A 16,650-nucleotide genomic window follows, 5' to 3' on the forward strand; every position below is an offset into this window, starting at 1 on the left:
TAGACGTCGCTATTTATAAAGGTATTAGGCTTATATGAGTAAGAAACCAATTGATTTAGGAGAACAAAAAGATGTGGAAGTTTATGGTGCGAGGGTTCACAACTTAAAAAATATTGATATTTCCTTCCCCAGGAACCAATTGGTTGTAGTTACCGGATTAAGTGGTTCGGGAAAATCCTCATTAGCCTTTGATACTATTTATGCTGAGGGACAGCGTCGGTATATGGAAACCTTTTCTGCCTATTCGCGACAGTTTATGGGCGGATTAGAGCGGCCGGATGTGGATAAAATATCAGGACTGAGTCCTGTAATAGCTATAGAGCAGAAAACTACTTCGAAGAACCCACGTTCAACTGTGGGGACCATTACAGAGATTTATGATTTTATGCGTTTGTTATACGCCCGTGTAGCAGATGCTTATTCTTATAATACAGGAGAGAAAATGGTTAAGATGTCAGAAGATCAGATTCTTAATCAGATATTAGAACAATTTGATGGCAAGCCCATTAATGTTTTAGCTCCGGTGGTAAAAGGTCGTAAAGGACATTATCGGGAGCTTTTTGAGCAAATCAGAAAACAGGGGTTTTTAAAAGTGCGTGTAGATGGAGAGATTATGGATGTGGTACCGAAGATGCAGGTAGACAGGTATAAGATACACGATATTGAAACCGTTGTAGATCGTCTGATAGTATCTCAGGATGATAAAAAGAGGATATACTCGTCTATACAACAGGCACTCAAAATAGCAAAAGGAGTAATCAAAATCTCAGATAAAGAAAATAACGTTTTCCATTTCTCCAGATTTTTGATGTGTCCTTCTACAGGAATATCTTATGACGAGCCTCAACCGAATACATTTTCATTCAATTCACCTTACGGTGCCTGTCCGGAATGCGATGGATTGGGGTATGTATTTGATATAGATGAAGAATCTGTTATCCCTAATAAAAAATTAAGTATTTTAAATGGTGGTTTGGCACCTTTGGGCGAATATCGGGAAACATGGATATTTCAGGTTATCAAAGCACTTTCTAAAAAATATAATTTCTCCATGTCTCAACCTATAGAAAAGTTGAGTGAAGAAGCTATCCGGATTTTATTACATGGAACGGATGAACTGATTACTGTTCCAGTGGCTTATAATAAATGGAATGTAGAAAACTACCAGATAGAGTTTGATGGTATTATTAAGCTATTGGAAGAACAGAGTGAGAAAAAAGAAGAATCTGGTTCCGATTTAGATGGTTTTAGAGTAGTAAAAACCTGTCCTGTATGTGAAGGTGCCAGGTTGAAAAAAGAATCGTTGCATTTCAAAGTCGATCAGAAAAATATTTTTGAACTATCTTCTATGGATATTAAAAATCTGTACAGTTGGTTTGAAAATATTGAAGATAGATTAAGTGAAAGACAGAATATCATAGCTAAAGAAATTCTGAAAGAGATCAGATCAAGAATTGGGTTTTTACTGGATGTGGGATTAGAGTATCTTACTTTGGACAGAACGGCAAAGACTCTTTCAGGTGGCGAGGCACAGCGTATTCGCTTAGCTACACAGATTGGCTCCCAGCTAATGAATGTCATGTATATTTTAGATGAACCTTCTATTGGTCTCCATCAACGTGATAACGACAGGTTAATTAAAGCATTAAAAGATTTACGTGACTTGAGTAATACCGTTTTAGTGGTAGAACATGATAAAGACATGATTCTGGAAGCAGATTATGTAATAGACATGGGGCCATCTGCCGGTGTACAGGGAGGAAAAGTAGTGGCACAGGGAAGTCCTCAAGAGATTTTGCAAACACATACACTTACAGCGTCTTATCTGAACGGAGAAAAAGGAATTGAGATTCCTGAAAAAAGGAGGGAAGGAAATGGTAAGATATTAACCTTAAAAGGGGCAACGGCAAATAACCTGAAAGATGTAAGTGTTGATTTTCCTTTAGGAAAATTGATTTGTGTAACCGGAGTTTCTGGAAGCGGTAAGTCAACGTTGATTGGTGAAACCCTGTACCCTATATTAAATAAGCATTTCTTTAGAGCAAAAAAGCAACCCCTGCCTTATCAAAAAATAGAAGGTTTGGAACATATAGATAAGGTTATTGAGATTGATCAAACTCCGATTGGTCGTACGCCACGATCTAACCCATCTACTTATACAGGAGTATTTTCTGATATCAGAAATCTTTTTGTAGCCTTGCCCGAATCGCAGATTAGAGGGTATAAGCCCGGGCGTTTTTCATTTAACGTAAAAGGAGGAAGGTGCGAAACTTGTCAGGGTGCTGGAATGAAAGTGATCGAAATGAATTTCTTGCCGGATGTGCAGGTGCCTTGTGAAGAGTGTGGTGGTAAGCGTTATAACAGAGAAACTCTGGAAGTAAGGTATAGAGGCAAATCTATTTCTGATGTACTGGATATGAGTATTGATGATGCGGTTAATTTTTTTGAAAACATACCGTCCATCTATCGTAAGATAAAAACCTTAAAAGATGTTGGTTTAGGTTATATCACTTTAGGTCAGTCATCCACAACTTTATCGGGAGGCGAGGCACAACGTGTAAAACTGGCTACTGAATTGTCTAAAAAAGACACCGGAAATACGTTTTATATCCTGGATGAGCCCACTACAGGTTTGCATTTCGAAGATATTAATGTGCTGTTGGGCGTAATTAACCTCTTGGTAGATAAAGGAAATACAGTCTTAATTATAGAACACAATCTGGACGTTATTAAAGTAGCAGATTATGTTATTGATTTAGGCCCTGAAGGAGGTTCTGGAGGTGGAAATATAGTGTTTACCGGTACTCCGGAAGGTTTGGCTAATTGTAAAGATAGCTTTACCGGAAAATTTCTGAAGAAAGAGATGGTTGATATAGCTCGTTAGCCTAATAATCAGTAGTTATGCATAATGATTGTATTGATGTACTCATGAAAATTATTTGAATTTTTATAACCATGAAAGGCAAAAAATAAGTATATCGAATGATTCCGATGCTGATTATGAAAAAGCAGAATTGGATTTACTTAGAAAAGCCTTGAAAAGGTCTTATACAGAACGTTTCCTAATCATGACCCGATTGATGAGAATGGATATGATGTTCAGAAAAGCAAAAGTTACCCATAAAACTATTTCCTATTCAGATGAAATTTAATGGATGTTTTTGACGAAGAACTTCTTGGATTCTGGAAATGCCGGAATGATAACGATGTTAAATACATTATGATTGGCGGTGTAGCTAGGGTTATTATAGAACAACTAATGATATAGATTTATGGTTGGAAGATTCCTTAGTTAGCATATCTGTATATATTTCATATCAGAATATATTTGAAGTATGCTTATCTTAACCTTCAAATCCAAAACATGATGGACACACGAAGGGAATTTCTTAAAAAAGCTTCATTATTGGCAGGAACAACTGCTGCATTTCAAATACTACCCGAGTCAATCCAAAGAGCATTGGCTATTAATGCCCCGGCAGGCTCAACCTACTTAGATGCAGAGCATGTTGTGTTTTTAATGCAGGAAAATCGTTCGTTTGACCATTGCTTTGGCATGCTGAAAGGAGTGCGGGGCTTTAATGATCCCAGACGGATAATACAACCTGGTGGGTTGCCTGTGTGGATACAATCAAATAAAAAGGGCGAACATTATGCACCTTTCCATTTAGATATAGAAAATACGAAAGCAACATGGATGGGCTCTCTGCCCCATACCTGGAAAGATATGGTTTTGGCCAGAAACGAGGGGAAAATGAATACCTGGTTAGAAGCTAAGAAACCTAAAAAAGAGTATCAGCATATGCCTTTAACCATGGGGTATTATGATCGTAGGGATTTACCATTTTATTATGCATTTGCTGATGCCTTTACCGTTTGCGATCAGCATTTCTGTTCATCGCTCACCGGTACCAGTGCCAATCGCTCCTACTTTTGGTCGGGAGCTATAAGGGAAAACCCGCATCATCCGGAGTCCATTGCACATGTAGATAACTGGCAAATAAATTACAAAGATCTTTCATGGAAAACATTTCCCGAACGATTACAGAAGGCAGGAATTGACTGGAGAGTTTATCAGAACGAACTGAGTGTCCCTGTAGGTCTTACCTCTGAAGAAGACGATTGGTTGGCAAATTTTACAGATAATAATCTGGAGTTTTATAAACAATATAACGTTAGATTTCACCCTGCACACAGAAAGTATATTCGCAAACGCATAGGCGAAATAGAAGTTAAACTGAAGACAATGACACAAGAAGATGAGCAGCGGGGAAAATTGGAAAATGAGTTATTGCGTTTACGAAAGGAAGATGAAAAGTATCCGGAAGAAAACTTTAATACATTAAGTGAGTTTGATAAAGAAATCCATAAACGGGCGTTTACCACCAATATAGGAGATCCGGACTATCACACATTAGAAGATATGCCTTATACCGAAGGTGGTAAGGACCAAATTATCAAAGTTCCGAAGGGAGATATATTTTACCAGTTTAGAAAAGATGTACAGGCAGGTCAACTACCAACTGTTTCCTGGTTAGTGGCACCATGCCGTTTTTCAGACCATCCGGGGTCTCCCTGGTATGGTGCGTGGTATGTCTCAGAAACATTAGATATTTTAACCGCCAATCCAGAAGTATGGAAGAAAACCATTTTTATTCTTACCTATGATGAAAATGATGGTTATTTTGATCATGTACTCCCATTTGTGCCTGCGCATAGTTCCCGTCCAGATACAGGGAAATTACCTGAAGGAATGGATACAGCAGCAGAATATGTAACAGCAGAACAGGAAAAGATCAGAACTAATAATCCAGAGGCAACTTTAGATAGCCCCATAGGATTAGGATTTAGGGTGCCTATGGTTGTCGCCTCCCCGTGGACAAAAGGAGGGTGGGTAAACTCGGAAGTGTTCGATCATACATCAAGTCTGCAATTTCTGGAGCATTTTTTAGAAAAGAAAACAGGGAAAAAGATTGTCGAAGAAAATATAAGTCCGTGGAGAAGGCTTGTCTGTGGTAATTTAACCTCTATATTTAGACCGGTAGAAAACAATACCAAACCTCAGCTGGATTTTGTTAACCGGAATGAAGACATTAAACGTATTTATAGTGCAAAATCGAAGGGCCTGCCCGGGAATTACCAGCTTATAAAAAATGCGATTCCCGGTAATGATTTTAAAGAGTGGATTCCTCATCAGGAAAAAGGAATAAAAGAAGCCTGTGCCCTGCCTTATGATCTAAATGTAAACGCAGTTCTGGATAAAGATAAAGGAGAATTGCTGATACGTTTTGAAATTGGAGGAAATTTACCCAAAACCAAAGTAATAGGCGTTCCCTTTATGGTGCAAGCAAGAAGTGTTTATGGTAATGATGTACAAGCAGGTCGAACATGGAATTTTACGGTTAAGCAGGGCGAGCCTCTGGTATATACCTGGGCCATCCATCAGTTTCAAGGGAATTACGATTTGGAAGTATATGGGCCTAATGGATTTTACAGGTCTTTTGTGGGCGATAAAAATGTTGGTATACATATCCAGGTCGATACAGGCGATGGAAAACGGGGATTTGTTTTAGATAAAATATCAAAAGATGTTACATTGTTAATAGAAGATAAATCCTATGGATATGAAATGCGGGTTTTTAACACAGGAAAAGCAGAGAAACAGGTATGGGAATTGAAAAAATCTGGTGGGTGGTACGACTTTGAAATCCGGTCTAAAGATAATCCAGGTTTTGTTTATAGGTATGCAGGACATATAGAAACAGGAGGTCCGAGTATCACAGATCCGCTTATGGGAGGCGAACAACTGCCTGTACGAAAGTAATTTGGTGGAGAGAAAGAGATATAATCATAGAATTACTTAGAGGTTAAGTGAGAAAGATTTTGTACAGATCCAATATTGAATGTCACAGATAATAGTAATTGCGAATAGTATTGGAAAAGGGGTGTCCAAAAGCAAAGTCATACTATACAAAGAAATTAGGGCAGTCAACAAGGACTACCCTAAACAGGCTGGTACAAGACCGCCTAAAACTCAAAATTACAAAAAAAAAACATAAAATTGTCTTGTTTATTAACACAGAATCTAAAAAGCTCAGCGAACATACGACGACGGTAATACTAGCTTTTTAGACACCCTCTTGGTGTTTTTTATTAAAAATTTATCAAGAATTTACATGAAAGCATCTTATTTTCTTTTTTCAAAATGGCAATATAAACTCCAGTGTGATTTATCTTGCCGACATTAATTTGATTATTCCCTTTTTTTAGAATAGTTTCTTTTTTTGTTAATAAACGTCCGTTAGAATTATATATGCTTATTTCTGCTTTTTTGTTTTCCTTTTCTTCGTAAGCATTCACGATAATATCCTCACTTTCTGTCAAGACATAAACATTAAACTCATTATTAGTGTTAGAGCTGAAATTTATAGATTTTGGAGCGTAATCTTTATATTTACCATCTGTATCTACTTGTCGTAAAAAGTAATAGTTAATTCCCGTTAATGGATCATTATCTTGGTAATTATAAGTCTTGAATCCGGTATAAGTCACCGCAGGAATGGTCGAAAGTAAGAGAAATTGGTGATCAGAGCCAGCTCGATATATTTCAAAATGTGAGTTTCTATTTTCTGATAATGTTGACCAATTGACATCTATATAATCTAAATGTTTAACTAATGTGTAATCAACCAATGTAACCGGTGTTGTTTTTGGTTTGTACTCTATATCCAATACCCCTAAATAATAAAATTTGTTGGTATGGGTATTATTATCACTAGCAGTTACTTCTATAATAATTTTGCCCTCATTATCAGGTTCTATGTTTTGTACTGCTACTGTACCAAACGTGTTGTTTAGTATGTTTAATATTACAGATTGCTCGGTTTTTCCCTTAATAGTATATTTAGTTTCTCTATTGTCGCTGGCATTGTTGTCTATTCTACTAGCATAAAAAGTCAATGAATAATAATTGTCAGTATCCAGATTATTTAATGTAATACCCGATTTGTCATATCTAGTATTAGTACCAAATGTACCTGTTGTAAAACCGTAAAAGCTATCTTTTGTTGCATTTGCAGGGTAATCCGTTGTTCCGTTTTGATCTCCATTATTATTAGTGCCTGAAAATGGAGCATGGATATTAATAGTATAAGGAGTGGATTCTCCAGTCTTATTCTGCAAAGGAGTTGCCGCTGTTGAGGATACACTATTAATATTATTCCAGTGATTATTGGCTGTAGAAATAGTGGAGTTTGCGCTTGAGCCAAAATCAATCAGTATTTGCCCTGTAGCAGGTAAAACTGTTTTTGGCTTGTATTCTATATCGAGTATTCCTAAGTAATAAAATCTATTAACATGGGTGTTGTTGTCACTTGCGGTTACCTCAATAATAATATTACCATTATTATCAGGCTCCATATTGTGTACTGAAACAATATTGGAAGTGTTATTCAGAATGTTCAGTATTACCGATTGTTCAGTTTTTCCTTTGACAGTATATTTGGTTTCTCTGTTGTCCGAAGCCGTAGCAATTCTACTGGCATAAAATGTTAATGAATAAGATTTATCGGTATCCAGATTACTTAAGGTGACTCCTGATTTTTCGTATGATGAACCTCCAGAAAAAACACCTGTTGTATATCCGTAAAAACTGTCTTTTATTGCGTTTTCTGGATAGTCTACTGGTCCTGAGAGCGTTCCATTAATATTGGTGTTTGTAAATGGTGCATGGACATGTATTGTAAATGGAGTGATTTCTCCATTTTGGTTCTGTAAAGGAGAAGCAAAGCCCGAAGATACACTGGTGATATTATTCCAGTAATTATCCGTTGTAGAAGTAGTAGAGTTTGTACTTGTGCCAAAATCAATCATTATTTTTCCTGCAGATGAATAAGAGGAAGGGATATATGGTTTTGCATAAGTTAAAATACTAGTAGTACTTATGACTTTGTTGTACAATATTTCATGGCCTGCATTATTTAAATGGACTCCATCGCTTGAATCGTATTCTGCTTTAATCCTTCCGTCCGTTTCAGCAATTTCTGTCCAAAAATCAATATAGGTGTCAGGATAATTAATTTGGGTAGCATTTTTGATCTCTACCTGTTGCTGTCTTTTTGCATTATCTGTAAAATTCCTGGGCTGTGTAGATGTAAAATAAATAGGAATATTTTGTGCATCTGCTAGGGATTTTAATACAGTGTAATTGCTCATTATTTCGTTGGTAGGATATCCATTCCCAACATCATTACTAGGCATATTAACAATAATTACGTCGGGATTATAACTGAGGGCTTTAGTTATATTATTGTTTGTTTTAGGTTGACGTCTGTCGGGAGGAACTGAATAATTATCAGGCATTATATCATAGGTTGTATATCCGCCTACAGCTAAATTAACAACTTCATTGTGGGGATGTAAATTTTTTAGATAGGCTGTATATCTTGAAACCCATCCCTGACCAGAAGTTGCTCCAGACCCCGCTGCTGTAGAGGAGCCTAATACAACAATTTTTATTACATTTTCGGCCGCATAACTCCCGATGAAAGCTAGTGTGAATAATAAAATGAGTAATCTTTTTTTCATTGTTTTTAAGGTTTAATTAATAGTTAGTAATTGATTTTCAAACTAAGATATTAATAATAAAACAAAATACCCAATGTATTTGGTTATAAAATGTTTAAACGAAAGGCATATTAGATATGTGATTAGTAATAGAGATATAAATGTTCTGAAAAGATTTGGTACTCATCTTAGGAATCTAAGAAAGGATAGGAAGTTATCGCAATGGCAATTGGAAGTTGCTGCGGATATTTCTAAAAATCAGGTTGGAAATATAGAGCGAGGTGAAGTAAATATAACATTAATTACAGCTACGGCGATAGCAAAAGCCTTAGATATTCCTTTAAAAGACCTCTTTGATTATTAGTTTTATCTATTTTTTAAGATCAGTTAACCAGACTGTGCTTATAAATTAAGCAGAAATAGTAGATACTAAATCATACCTCACAGCATATAATATTCATCAAAATCTATTTATTTCTTAATAAATATTTTATAACTTAATATTGTCCAACTCATTGAAGATATTTTGGACACTAAACATCAGATGAAAAACAGGTATGCTTAAATTGATCAATGCAGCGCAAACTAAACTTGCAGACCAATATACAATAGAAAACGAACCTATTCCTTCCATAGAATTAATGGAGCGGGCATCCTCGGTTTTTGTAAAAACATTTACAGAACGGTATCAGGATAAAAAGCTTGATATCACTATTTTCTGTGGAAAAGGAAATAATGGAGGTGATGGTTTGGCCATAGCAAGATTATTGTGGCAGGATCATTACGAGAATTTACAAGTTGTTGTTGTCGATTTTGCAGAAAAGTCTACTCCTGAGTTTGATGAGAATCTTATTGCTTTGCAGGAGCAAGAGATCAGTCTGTTTTACCTCAAAAGTGCAGATGATATTAGCTTTAAAGAAAGCGATATTATTATAGATGCTATACTCGGTATAGGACTTAAGAGAGCATTGGAAGGTGAGTTTGCTGCTTTGGTGCAGAAACTTAATGCAATTTCTGGAGTTAAGGTAAGTGTTGATGTACCTACAGGAATGCCGTCTGAAGGGAAACTGTTTGGAGAAATTATATTCAAAGCTGATTGGGTAATTACTTTCCAACGGCCTAAGCTCAATTTTTTACTCCCGTTATCTGCACCATATATAAAAGAATGGAAAGTGGTAAACATAGGCCTTAACGAAGAGTTTATAGAGTCTATAAGTTCGCCATACTATTGGTTCTGGAAAAAAGACATCCAGAATAATATCCGGGTGCGACAGGCATTTGAGCATAAAGGTACTTATGGTCATAATCTGATTATAAGCGGAGCAAAAGAAACAATGGGAGCGGCTTTGCTAGCTGCGGAGGCGAGTTTAAAAACAGGATCAGGCTTAACAACCTTATGCATTCCGGAATCTGGTTTGATTGCCCTTAATTCCCGTTTGCCCGAAGTTATGTTTATGGATCAGGAAAACCTTAAATATACCGATCTGGAAAAATATAAGGCTATAGCCATTGGACCGGGTTTGGGTAAAAGCAAAGAAGCAGAAGAGCTATTGACCGTACTTGTTAACCATTATAAAAGACCAATTGTTTTTGATGCAGATGCTCTAAACCTGCTGGCAAACAATATGGAGCTATTGCAGAATTTACCATCGCATTCAGTATTGACACCGCATATTAAAGAATTCGATCGATTGTTTGGAGAGCACCATAATTGTTGGGATAGGATAGAAACAGCTTTTAAAGAAGCACAGCGCTTAAGAGTATTTATTGTTTTAAAAAACAGGTACACCATGGTGTTTAGTCCCGAAGGACTTTGTTGTTTTAATTCTTCAGGTTCGCCAGCCATGGCCAGTGGAGGTATGGGCGATGTATTAACCGGGATGATCAGTAGTTTTATAACTCAGGGATATCCTATAGATAAGGCAGTGCTAATGGGAGTTTATATACACGGTTATGTAGGCGAACATTTAGGGCAAAAAATGTATGTAGTGCCACCAACAAAGCTGGTTAAGCAAATTCCTTATGCGCTTAAAGAACTAAAATCATAAAAAATAAATTCAGGGTAGGGGTATTTCTTTATACAGGTGTTCTAATCTAAAGAACAATAGAAATATCATGTATAGAAAATTATTTTTAAGTGTACTGTTTACTACAGTTAGTTTATTCTCAGGTTTATTTGCGCAGGAAAAAAAATCCAATTTACATGTGGGTGTTATGTATCCTGTAAGTAGCAATGGTAAAGAAGCTCCGGCTTATAGCAATGAAGTTTCTTTGCACTTACTGGGCGGTTTATCCAATGAAGAAGAGGCAGTTTCCTTTGCCGGTATTTTTAACAAAGTTAATCATAATGTAAAAGGTGTACACATTGCGGGTATAGGCTATCATGTTGGTCAAAAGGCAGACGGTGTTTTATTCTCAGGCGTCCTTAATAATTATAAGTCAGGTAAAGGCGTACAGTTGGCAGGTATAGCTAACCTTGCAAAGGAAGACGTTAAAGGGTTTCAGTTTGGCGGGATATTCAATAAAGCAAAAAGAGCAGATGGTTTTCAGTTTGCAGGAATAATGAATATGACTGACAGTGCTACACTAAAAGGAGGTCAGTTTTCCGGTATTTTTAACAGTGCAAATTCAGTCAGAGGAGTGCAGATTTCGGGTATTGCAAATCAGGTAAAAGACTCTGTTAGCGGGGTACAATTTGCAGGCATAGGTAACATAGCCCAAAATGTCAAAGGATCTCAGTTCTCAGGTATATTCAACAAAGCAAAAAAAGTATCGGGAATACAGTTTGCAGGTATTTTAAATATAGCAGATAGCAGCGATTATCCTATTGCAATCATTAATGTTATTAAGAATGGCGAAAAGAGCATCGGTTTAAGTATAGATGATCAATCAAACGCTATTGCAGCCTTCCGTTCAGGAGGAAAAGTGCTCTATGGTATTTTAGGTTTAGGATATAACCTTAAAAATAAAGATGAAGTATATGCTTTACAAGCAGGTTTTGGAGCCCATTTATGGAGAATGCAACAATTCCAGTTAAATACAGAACTCACCCATCTTACACTAACCAGCTTTAAAAAAGGTGATTTTTACAGAAACTCACTTGCTGTAATGCCTACTTATCGCATAGGGAATAAAATAGATGTGTTTTTAGGAGGATCTGTTAATTATATGAGTACCGGAACTGAAGAAGGTAAGGGTTTAACCAAAAACTTTTTACACTCCTGGAATGGGAAAAATAGCGGGAATTTTCAAGGTTTATTCTTAGGCTATTCTGCCGGTCTGAAATTAATACTTTAAGGTGATAACTTCTTTTTTATATCAAATGCATGCAGAACAACCTGATAAACAATTATCTTTGAACCCAAATATTCAGAGATTGAGCAATCAGAAGGCTATAGATAAGAACATAGAAAAAGAGTTTGAAGCGTTGTTTAAAAACTACTTTAAGGCTTTGCATGCTTATGCTTTTGGGATTTTGAACGATGATGTGGGAGCTGAAGAAATTGTGCAGAACGTTTTTTTGAAATTATGGGAACGTAAAGAACTTTTGCAAACAGAAGAATCTTTAAGACCCTATTTATATAAGTGTGTTTATCATGATAGTTTAAACTACATCAGACATACGAAAGTGAGAAATAAATTTGCAGAATATGTGAAACATCAGAATGCGATGGAAGGAGATGCGGCAGAACGTACGCAAGCCAAAGAGTTAGAACATAACTTTAGGCAGGCATTGAATGAATTGCCTCAGCAATGCCGGACTGTATTTCAGATGAGTCGTTTTCAGAATTTGAAATATAAGGAAATTGCCGAGGCGCTAAATATATCTGTAAAAACAGTAGAAGTACACATGGGGAAAGCATTAAAAAGCCTGAGATTTAAGTTGGTAGATTATCTTCCGATCCTGCTTTGTTTGGCAACCTGTATTAAAATATTAATTGTAGCGTTATGACGGATGAATTGTTGATCAAATACCTGCTAGGAGAAACAGAAGAAAAGGAACGTACAATTGTTGAAGATTGGATGCGTCAAAGTGATGAAAACCAGCAACAGTTTAATCATGTGAAGTTTTTATGGGAAAAAAGCGGTGAATTACTCAAAAAAGAAACACAGCCCGATGAGAACGAAGCATGGGAGCGTTTTGTACAACGTCGTAACAGCGTAACTGAAAAAAGTAGCAGGCGTTTAAATCCGGCATTTCTTAAAGTAGCCTCCCTATTTTTTGTTGTAGGAATAGCTGTGTGGTTCTACCTCTCCAAATTAAATACTACTGTTGAAATTACGGCACAAGACAATGTCTTGTCCCAAACATTATCAGACGGTTCAGTGCTAACTGTAAATAAACACACCCAGTTGAAATTTAAACCCTCTTCCAAAAAAAGATTGGTAGAATTACAAGAAGGAGAAGTTTTTTTCGATGTTAGCCCAAATAAAGATAAACCCTTTATAGTAGATTTGGATAATGGCGTTCAAATTCTGGTTGTAGGAACTTCTTTTAATGTTAAATATAGAGAAGGTTACACAGAAGTCATTGTAGAATCAGGTTTGGTAAAGGTCTTCAAAGCCAATCAGGAACTTCAACTGCATCCGGGAGATAAAATAGAGCTCGGAGCAGATCAACAAAATCTGGCTGTAAGTAAAACCAGCGATTCTTTATACAAGTATTACAGAAATAAAGAATTTGTGATTAATGGTGTGGCATTACAGAAAGTTGTAGAGGTATTGTCAGAAGCCTATTCAACAAAAGTGACATTGGCAACAGAAGACTTAAAAACATTAAACCTGAATGTTACTTTTAAAGAAGAACCTTTAGAAAAGATTTTGGAGATAATAGCCCAAACATTCAACCTGAAAATTATTAAGGACAAAGAAGGATATATATTGAAGAAGAAATAGATGAGTTTTATACGAGCTTTAGCATGGTCTTTCCTTCCAATCCTATTTACAGCCAATCTGTTGTATGGGCAAAATCGCATGTTGCAACAGAAAATGACCCTCGATGTAAAGAATGAAAGGTTAGATAAAGTATTGAACAAAATGGCAGAGAAAGGCAATTTTAGCTTTTCGTATAGCGGTGCTTTGTTGAATACAGATAGCTTGGTAACCGTCAATTATATTAACCTTCCGGTTTGGGATATTCTGGATCAACTGTTTAAAGGTAATGTAGAATATTATGAACTGGACGGTTATATTATTCTGAGATCTGCGGTTAATCGCTTTTATATTGATGCAGACGAAATTAGAGCCGAAGACAAGCGTTATATTATCAAAGGGAAAGTACTGGATGTAAAAACAGGACTGGGCGTTAAAAATGCCAGTGTATACGAGAAGCAATTACTAAAATCTGCCTTAACAGATAAAAATGGGGCATTTAGATTACGATTTACAGGAAACCATAAATCTGTAGTATTAACGGCCAGTAAAACACTTTATAAAGATACAACGATGTTTTTTCTGGCAGATATAAAGGTACTGCCAGAAGGAGTTATAGCAGAAGACTCCCGCCAATCTAATTTTTATAAGTCCGGCTTTAATAATATGATAGAGCAGTCGGGGATGGGGCGTTTTTTTGTATCATCTAAACGACGGATACAAAGTTTAAATATTCCGGACTTTTTTGTAAATAACCGAGTACAAGCTTCGTTAGTTCCGGGTTTAGGGTCGCAAGGTTTAATGAGCTCGCAGGTAGTCAATACATTTTCATTTAATGTGTTAGGAGGTTATTCGGCAGGTGTAACCGGTTTTGAAAGTGCCGGATTGTTTAATCTAACCAAAAATGATATTGATAAAAGCTTTCAACTTGCCGGTCTGTTCAATCAAGTGGGGGGACACGTAAGTGGAATGCAAACTGCCGGGATATTGAATACAGTTTATGATGGATTCCAGGGGTTACAGTTAGCAGGTATAACCAATCAGGTAAAGAAAGATTTTAAAGGCTTTCAGGTTTCGGGTATTTTTAATAAGATAGGTGGAAAACTGCAGGGCACTCAACTCGCAGGGATAGTTAATCAGGTTAACGAAAATGTAGACGGATCGCAACTGTCCGGTATTTATAATTACACAAGTAAGAATTTTAGAGGTTTTCAGTTCTCTGGCATATTCAATCATGTAAAAGGAGAATCCGCGGAGGGAATACAAATTTCAGGTGTGCTGAATAAAAGTAAAAACTTTAAAGGCTTTCAGTTTGGATTAATCAATCTGGCGGATACACTTGATGGGGTGGGGTTGGGCTTATTCAATATCTATAAAAATGGTTATAAAAAGTTAAGTATTTATACAGACGAACTTTTAAACTCATATGCGAGTTTTAGAAGTGGAAATGCTAACCTTTATACCATTTGGGAAGTAGGAGCAAACTGGAAAGATAAGGAGCGGTTTTATATGCTTAATGTTGGATTGGGGCATGACTTCCTATTAGGTAAAAAAACATTACTATCGGCAGAATTTGTTCATGTAATGTATGCTGATGGTGCCATGTATGCCTTGGGAAATTCTACAAAATTTATAGCAGCTTTAGAACAAAAGCTAAATAATAAATTGGGATTGGTAGTTGGGGCTACCTACCAGTTATATGAACGAGATCTTTTAGCCACAAAAGAATTGCCAGTTCCATCCTGGGCAAGTACTATTAACCGTAATAGCAAATCCTGGTTAGGTGGAAAATTAGGCTTAGTATATTATTTTTGATGAGAACGTACGTTAAATCTTTGTTCAAGAAAAGCTTTGAGTTCGAAAGGATTATCGCTCCCAATGGAAACCTGTTTTTGAACATTGTCTTTAGAGTACATCACTTTAACAGCACTGCGCCCCTGAATATTATATAAAGTACCTTTTGGTAGTAATCTTATGCCAAATCCGGCGAGTAAAGGTGTTTTTATAACCTTTATTTCTTCTATTTTATCGGGATTAATGTTGCAGCTAATAAGACCAATACCGTAGCTGATATTGATGCCACTCTCGTCTACTCTGATTTTAAGTTTGTAAAAATTAATGGTAATTAATATCAGGATGAAAAAAAGTAGCTGATAAATATTTTTAGATAATGGATTATCGCCCCACTGATATATATAACCTAAAGAAATACCTATCAAGCTTAGCAAGAGGATAACAATAAGATACCATCCAATTTGAGTTCTTTCGTATTTCATAGTGATAAAGATAGTGAAAAAGTCGGAAGTGGAGAGACCGAAGTCTGGTTGCTGATAGATAAAGGTTTATAGCTCATCGTGAAATCTACTGAAAAGGCTTAAAGCTTGTTTAAATTTCATTCAATAATTATTATAGTTGTTGAGATTGCTTCGTTCCTAGCAATGACAAAAATAGGAGCATCACTGCGAGGAACGAAGTAGTCTCTTTTACCACTGTATTTTATTTATCTCATTTTTAAATAGGTTCTTAAAGCTAAAAGTCTATGGTTTATAGATTACTAATCTGAATTCTATTAATAATACTAGGTTAGGTGTAAAACACAAGCGTTGTGTTGGGGATGTCTCATAAATAGGAGTGTCATATTGAGGCAGAATATATTGTAATATAAATCAATATAAAATGACTTTTGAATTGTATTTCTGTAATCAAGCTAAAGCAGGGTCAACCGTTCTGCTTAAATTCCGTATCAGCACAATTCGGTTGGCATAGGTTAAGCCTAAGTATAATCTTTCAAAGAATTGTGCGTAGCGGAGAGTTTTTGGTTCCTTTTTGAGGGAACATGCGAAGCATTCATGAATACATTTTAAAAAAAACAAATAAAAACCATGAATAAAAGGAGCTTGACCTGGCCGGTCCAGAGGCCGGAGAGGTAAGAGCGAAAATGCTTGATTGTGAGTTTTTGTAAATAACGTCAATGGTAGCGGAGACGAAATATGCTTTAAATGGTACTAGACAGGTTTTGACTGAGTTTGTCCTGAGCCCGACGAAGGGATCAGCCAAAAAAACACTAATTTGAGACAGTCTTATCTCATTGTATGGGTTCTTAAACCTTGTATAAAATTCCCAAGTATCGGGACAGGCTCCATCGTGATAACCCAGATAGCAGGAAAACATGACGAATAATAGTCGAGTTCAGCTGAATAGTATATCAAGCCA

Annotated in this window: 11 protein-coding genes; 9 read left to right on the plus strand and 2 right to left on the minus strand. The window is 36.3% G+C overall.

What is annotated here, in order from left to right:
- Positions 1-34 precede the first annotated feature (34 nt).
- The 3 genes from uvrA to ACFSAH_RS05200 all read left to right on the plus strand — a co-directional run bounded on the left by uvrA (position 35) and on the right by ACFSAH_RS05200 (position 5,824).
- Entirely contained in the window at positions 35-2,884 is a 2,850-nt protein-coding gene (uvrA, locus tag ACFSAH_RS05190) for an excinuclease ABC subunit UvrA (RefSeq protein WP_379661644.1), read from the plus strand.
- Positions 2,885-2,939: 55 nt separating this feature from the next.
- The gene (locus tag ACFSAH_RS05195) at positions 2,940-3,152 is read left to right on the plus strand and encodes a hypothetical protein (protein ID WP_379661645.1); all 213 of its coding nucleotides are present in this window, start codon (positions 2,940-2,942) and stop codon (positions 3,150-3,152) included.
- 212 nt (positions 3,153-3,364) lie between these two features.
- A complete protein-coding gene (locus ACFSAH_RS05200) occupies positions 3,365-5,824 on the plus strand; it encodes a phosphocholine-specific phospholipase C (RefSeq protein ID WP_379661646.1) in 2,460 nt (819 codons plus the stop codon).
- A 329-nt stretch (positions 5,825-6,153) separates the two neighbouring features.
- Here ACFSAH_RS05200 and ACFSAH_RS05205 read toward each other — a convergent pair whose 3' ends face one another.
- Positions 6,154-8,586, minus strand: coding sequence for an SGNH/GDSL hydrolase family protein (locus ACFSAH_RS05205; RefSeq protein ID WP_379661647.1), 2,433 nt, complete (start codon positions 8,584-8,586; stop codon positions 6,154-6,156).
- A gap of 73 nt (positions 8,587-8,659) precedes the next feature.
- Between ACFSAH_RS05205 and ACFSAH_RS05210 the strand changes: the two genes are divergently transcribed.
- From ACFSAH_RS05210 to ACFSAH_RS05235, 6 genes are all read left to right on the plus strand, one after another.
- Positions 8,660-8,929, plus strand: coding sequence for a helix-turn-helix domain-containing protein (locus ACFSAH_RS05210; protein WP_379661648.1), 270 nt, complete (start codon positions 8,660-8,662; stop codon positions 8,927-8,929).
- Positions 8,930-9,122: 193 nt separating this feature from the next.
- The gene (locus tag ACFSAH_RS05215) at positions 9,123-10,613 is read left to right on the plus strand and encodes an NAD(P)H-hydrate dehydratase (RefSeq protein ID WP_379661649.1); all 1,491 of its coding nucleotides are present in this window, start codon (positions 9,123-9,125) and stop codon (positions 10,611-10,613) included.
- A 67-nt stretch (positions 10,614-10,680) separates the two neighbouring features.
- Positions 10,681-11,862, plus strand: coding sequence for a hypothetical protein (locus ACFSAH_RS05220; protein WP_379661650.1), 1,182 nt, complete (start codon positions 10,681-10,683; stop codon positions 11,860-11,862).
- Positions 11,863-11,887: 25 nt separating this feature from the next.
- Complete coding sequence (locus ACFSAH_RS05225; protein WP_379661651.1) at positions 11,888-12,517, plus strand: RNA polymerase sigma-70 factor; 630 nt, start codon at positions 11,888-11,890, stop codon at positions 12,515-12,517.
- Positions 12,514-13,461: a FecR family protein gene (locus ACFSAH_RS05230; RefSeq protein ID WP_379661652.1), complete on the plus strand. Its 948-nt coding sequence runs from the start codon at positions 12,514-12,516 to the stop codon at positions 13,459-13,461. Before ACFSAH_RS05225 ends, ACFSAH_RS05230 begins: the two co-directional genes overlap by 4 nt.
- Entirely contained in the window at positions 13,462-15,252 is a 1,791-nt protein-coding gene (locus tag ACFSAH_RS05235) for a peptidase associated/transthyretin-like domain-containing protein (RefSeq protein WP_379661653.1), read from the plus strand.
- Here the strand turns inward: ACFSAH_RS05235 and ACFSAH_RS05240 are convergent.
- The gene (locus tag ACFSAH_RS05240) at positions 15,243-15,713 is read right to left on the minus strand and encodes a hypothetical protein (RefSeq protein ID WP_379661654.1); all 471 of its coding nucleotides are present in this window, start codon (positions 15,711-15,713) and stop codon (positions 15,243-15,245) included. The genes ACFSAH_RS05235 and ACFSAH_RS05240 overlap by 10 nt on opposite strands.
- Positions 15,714-16,650: the final 937 nt, after the last annotated feature.

The sequence above is a fragment of the Pseudopedobacter beijingensis genome (assembly GCF_042678145.1).
Taxonomy (GTDB): domain Bacteria; phylum Bacteroidota; class Bacteroidia; order Sphingobacteriales; family Sphingobacteriaceae; genus Pseudopedobacter; species Pseudopedobacter beijingensis.

Coding starts and splice junctions, on each gene's coding strand:
- ACFSAH_RS05215 (WP_379661649.1), top strand. CDS start 9,123: ATGCTTAAATTGATCAATGCAGCGCAAACTAAACTTGCAGACCAATAT.
- ACFSAH_RS05235 (WP_379661653.1), top strand. CDS start 13,462: ATGAGTTTTATACGAGCTTTAGCATGGTCTTTCCTTCCAATCCTATTT.
- ACFSAH_RS05205 (WP_379661647.1), bottom strand. CDS start 8,586: ATGAAAAAAAGATTACTCATTTTATTATTCACACTAGCTTTCATCGGG.
- ACFSAH_RS05200 (WP_379661646.1), top strand. CDS start 3,365: ATGATGGACACACGAAGGGAATTTCTTAAAAAAGCTTCATTATTGGCA.
- ACFSAH_RS05210 (WP_379661648.1), top strand. CDS start 8,660: ATGTATTTGGTTATAAAATGTTTAAACGAAAGGCATATTAGATATGTG.
- ACFSAH_RS05220 (WP_379661650.1), top strand. CDS start 10,681: ATGTATAGAAAATTATTTTTAAGTGTACTGTTTACTACAGTTAGTTTA.
- ACFSAH_RS05225 (WP_379661651.1), top strand. CDS start 11,888: ATGCATGCAGAACAACCTGATAAACAATTATCTTTGAACCCAAATATT.
- ACFSAH_RS05240 (WP_379661654.1), bottom strand. CDS start 15,713: ATGAAATACGAAAGAACTCAAATTGGATGGTATCTTATTGTTATCCTC.
- ACFSAH_RS05230 (WP_379661652.1), top strand. CDS start 12,514: ATGACGGATGAATTGTTGATCAAATACCTGCTAGGAGAAACAGAAGAA.
- uvrA (WP_379661644.1), top strand. CDS start 35: ATGAGTAAGAAACCAATTGATTTAGGAGAACAAAAAGATGTGGAAGTT.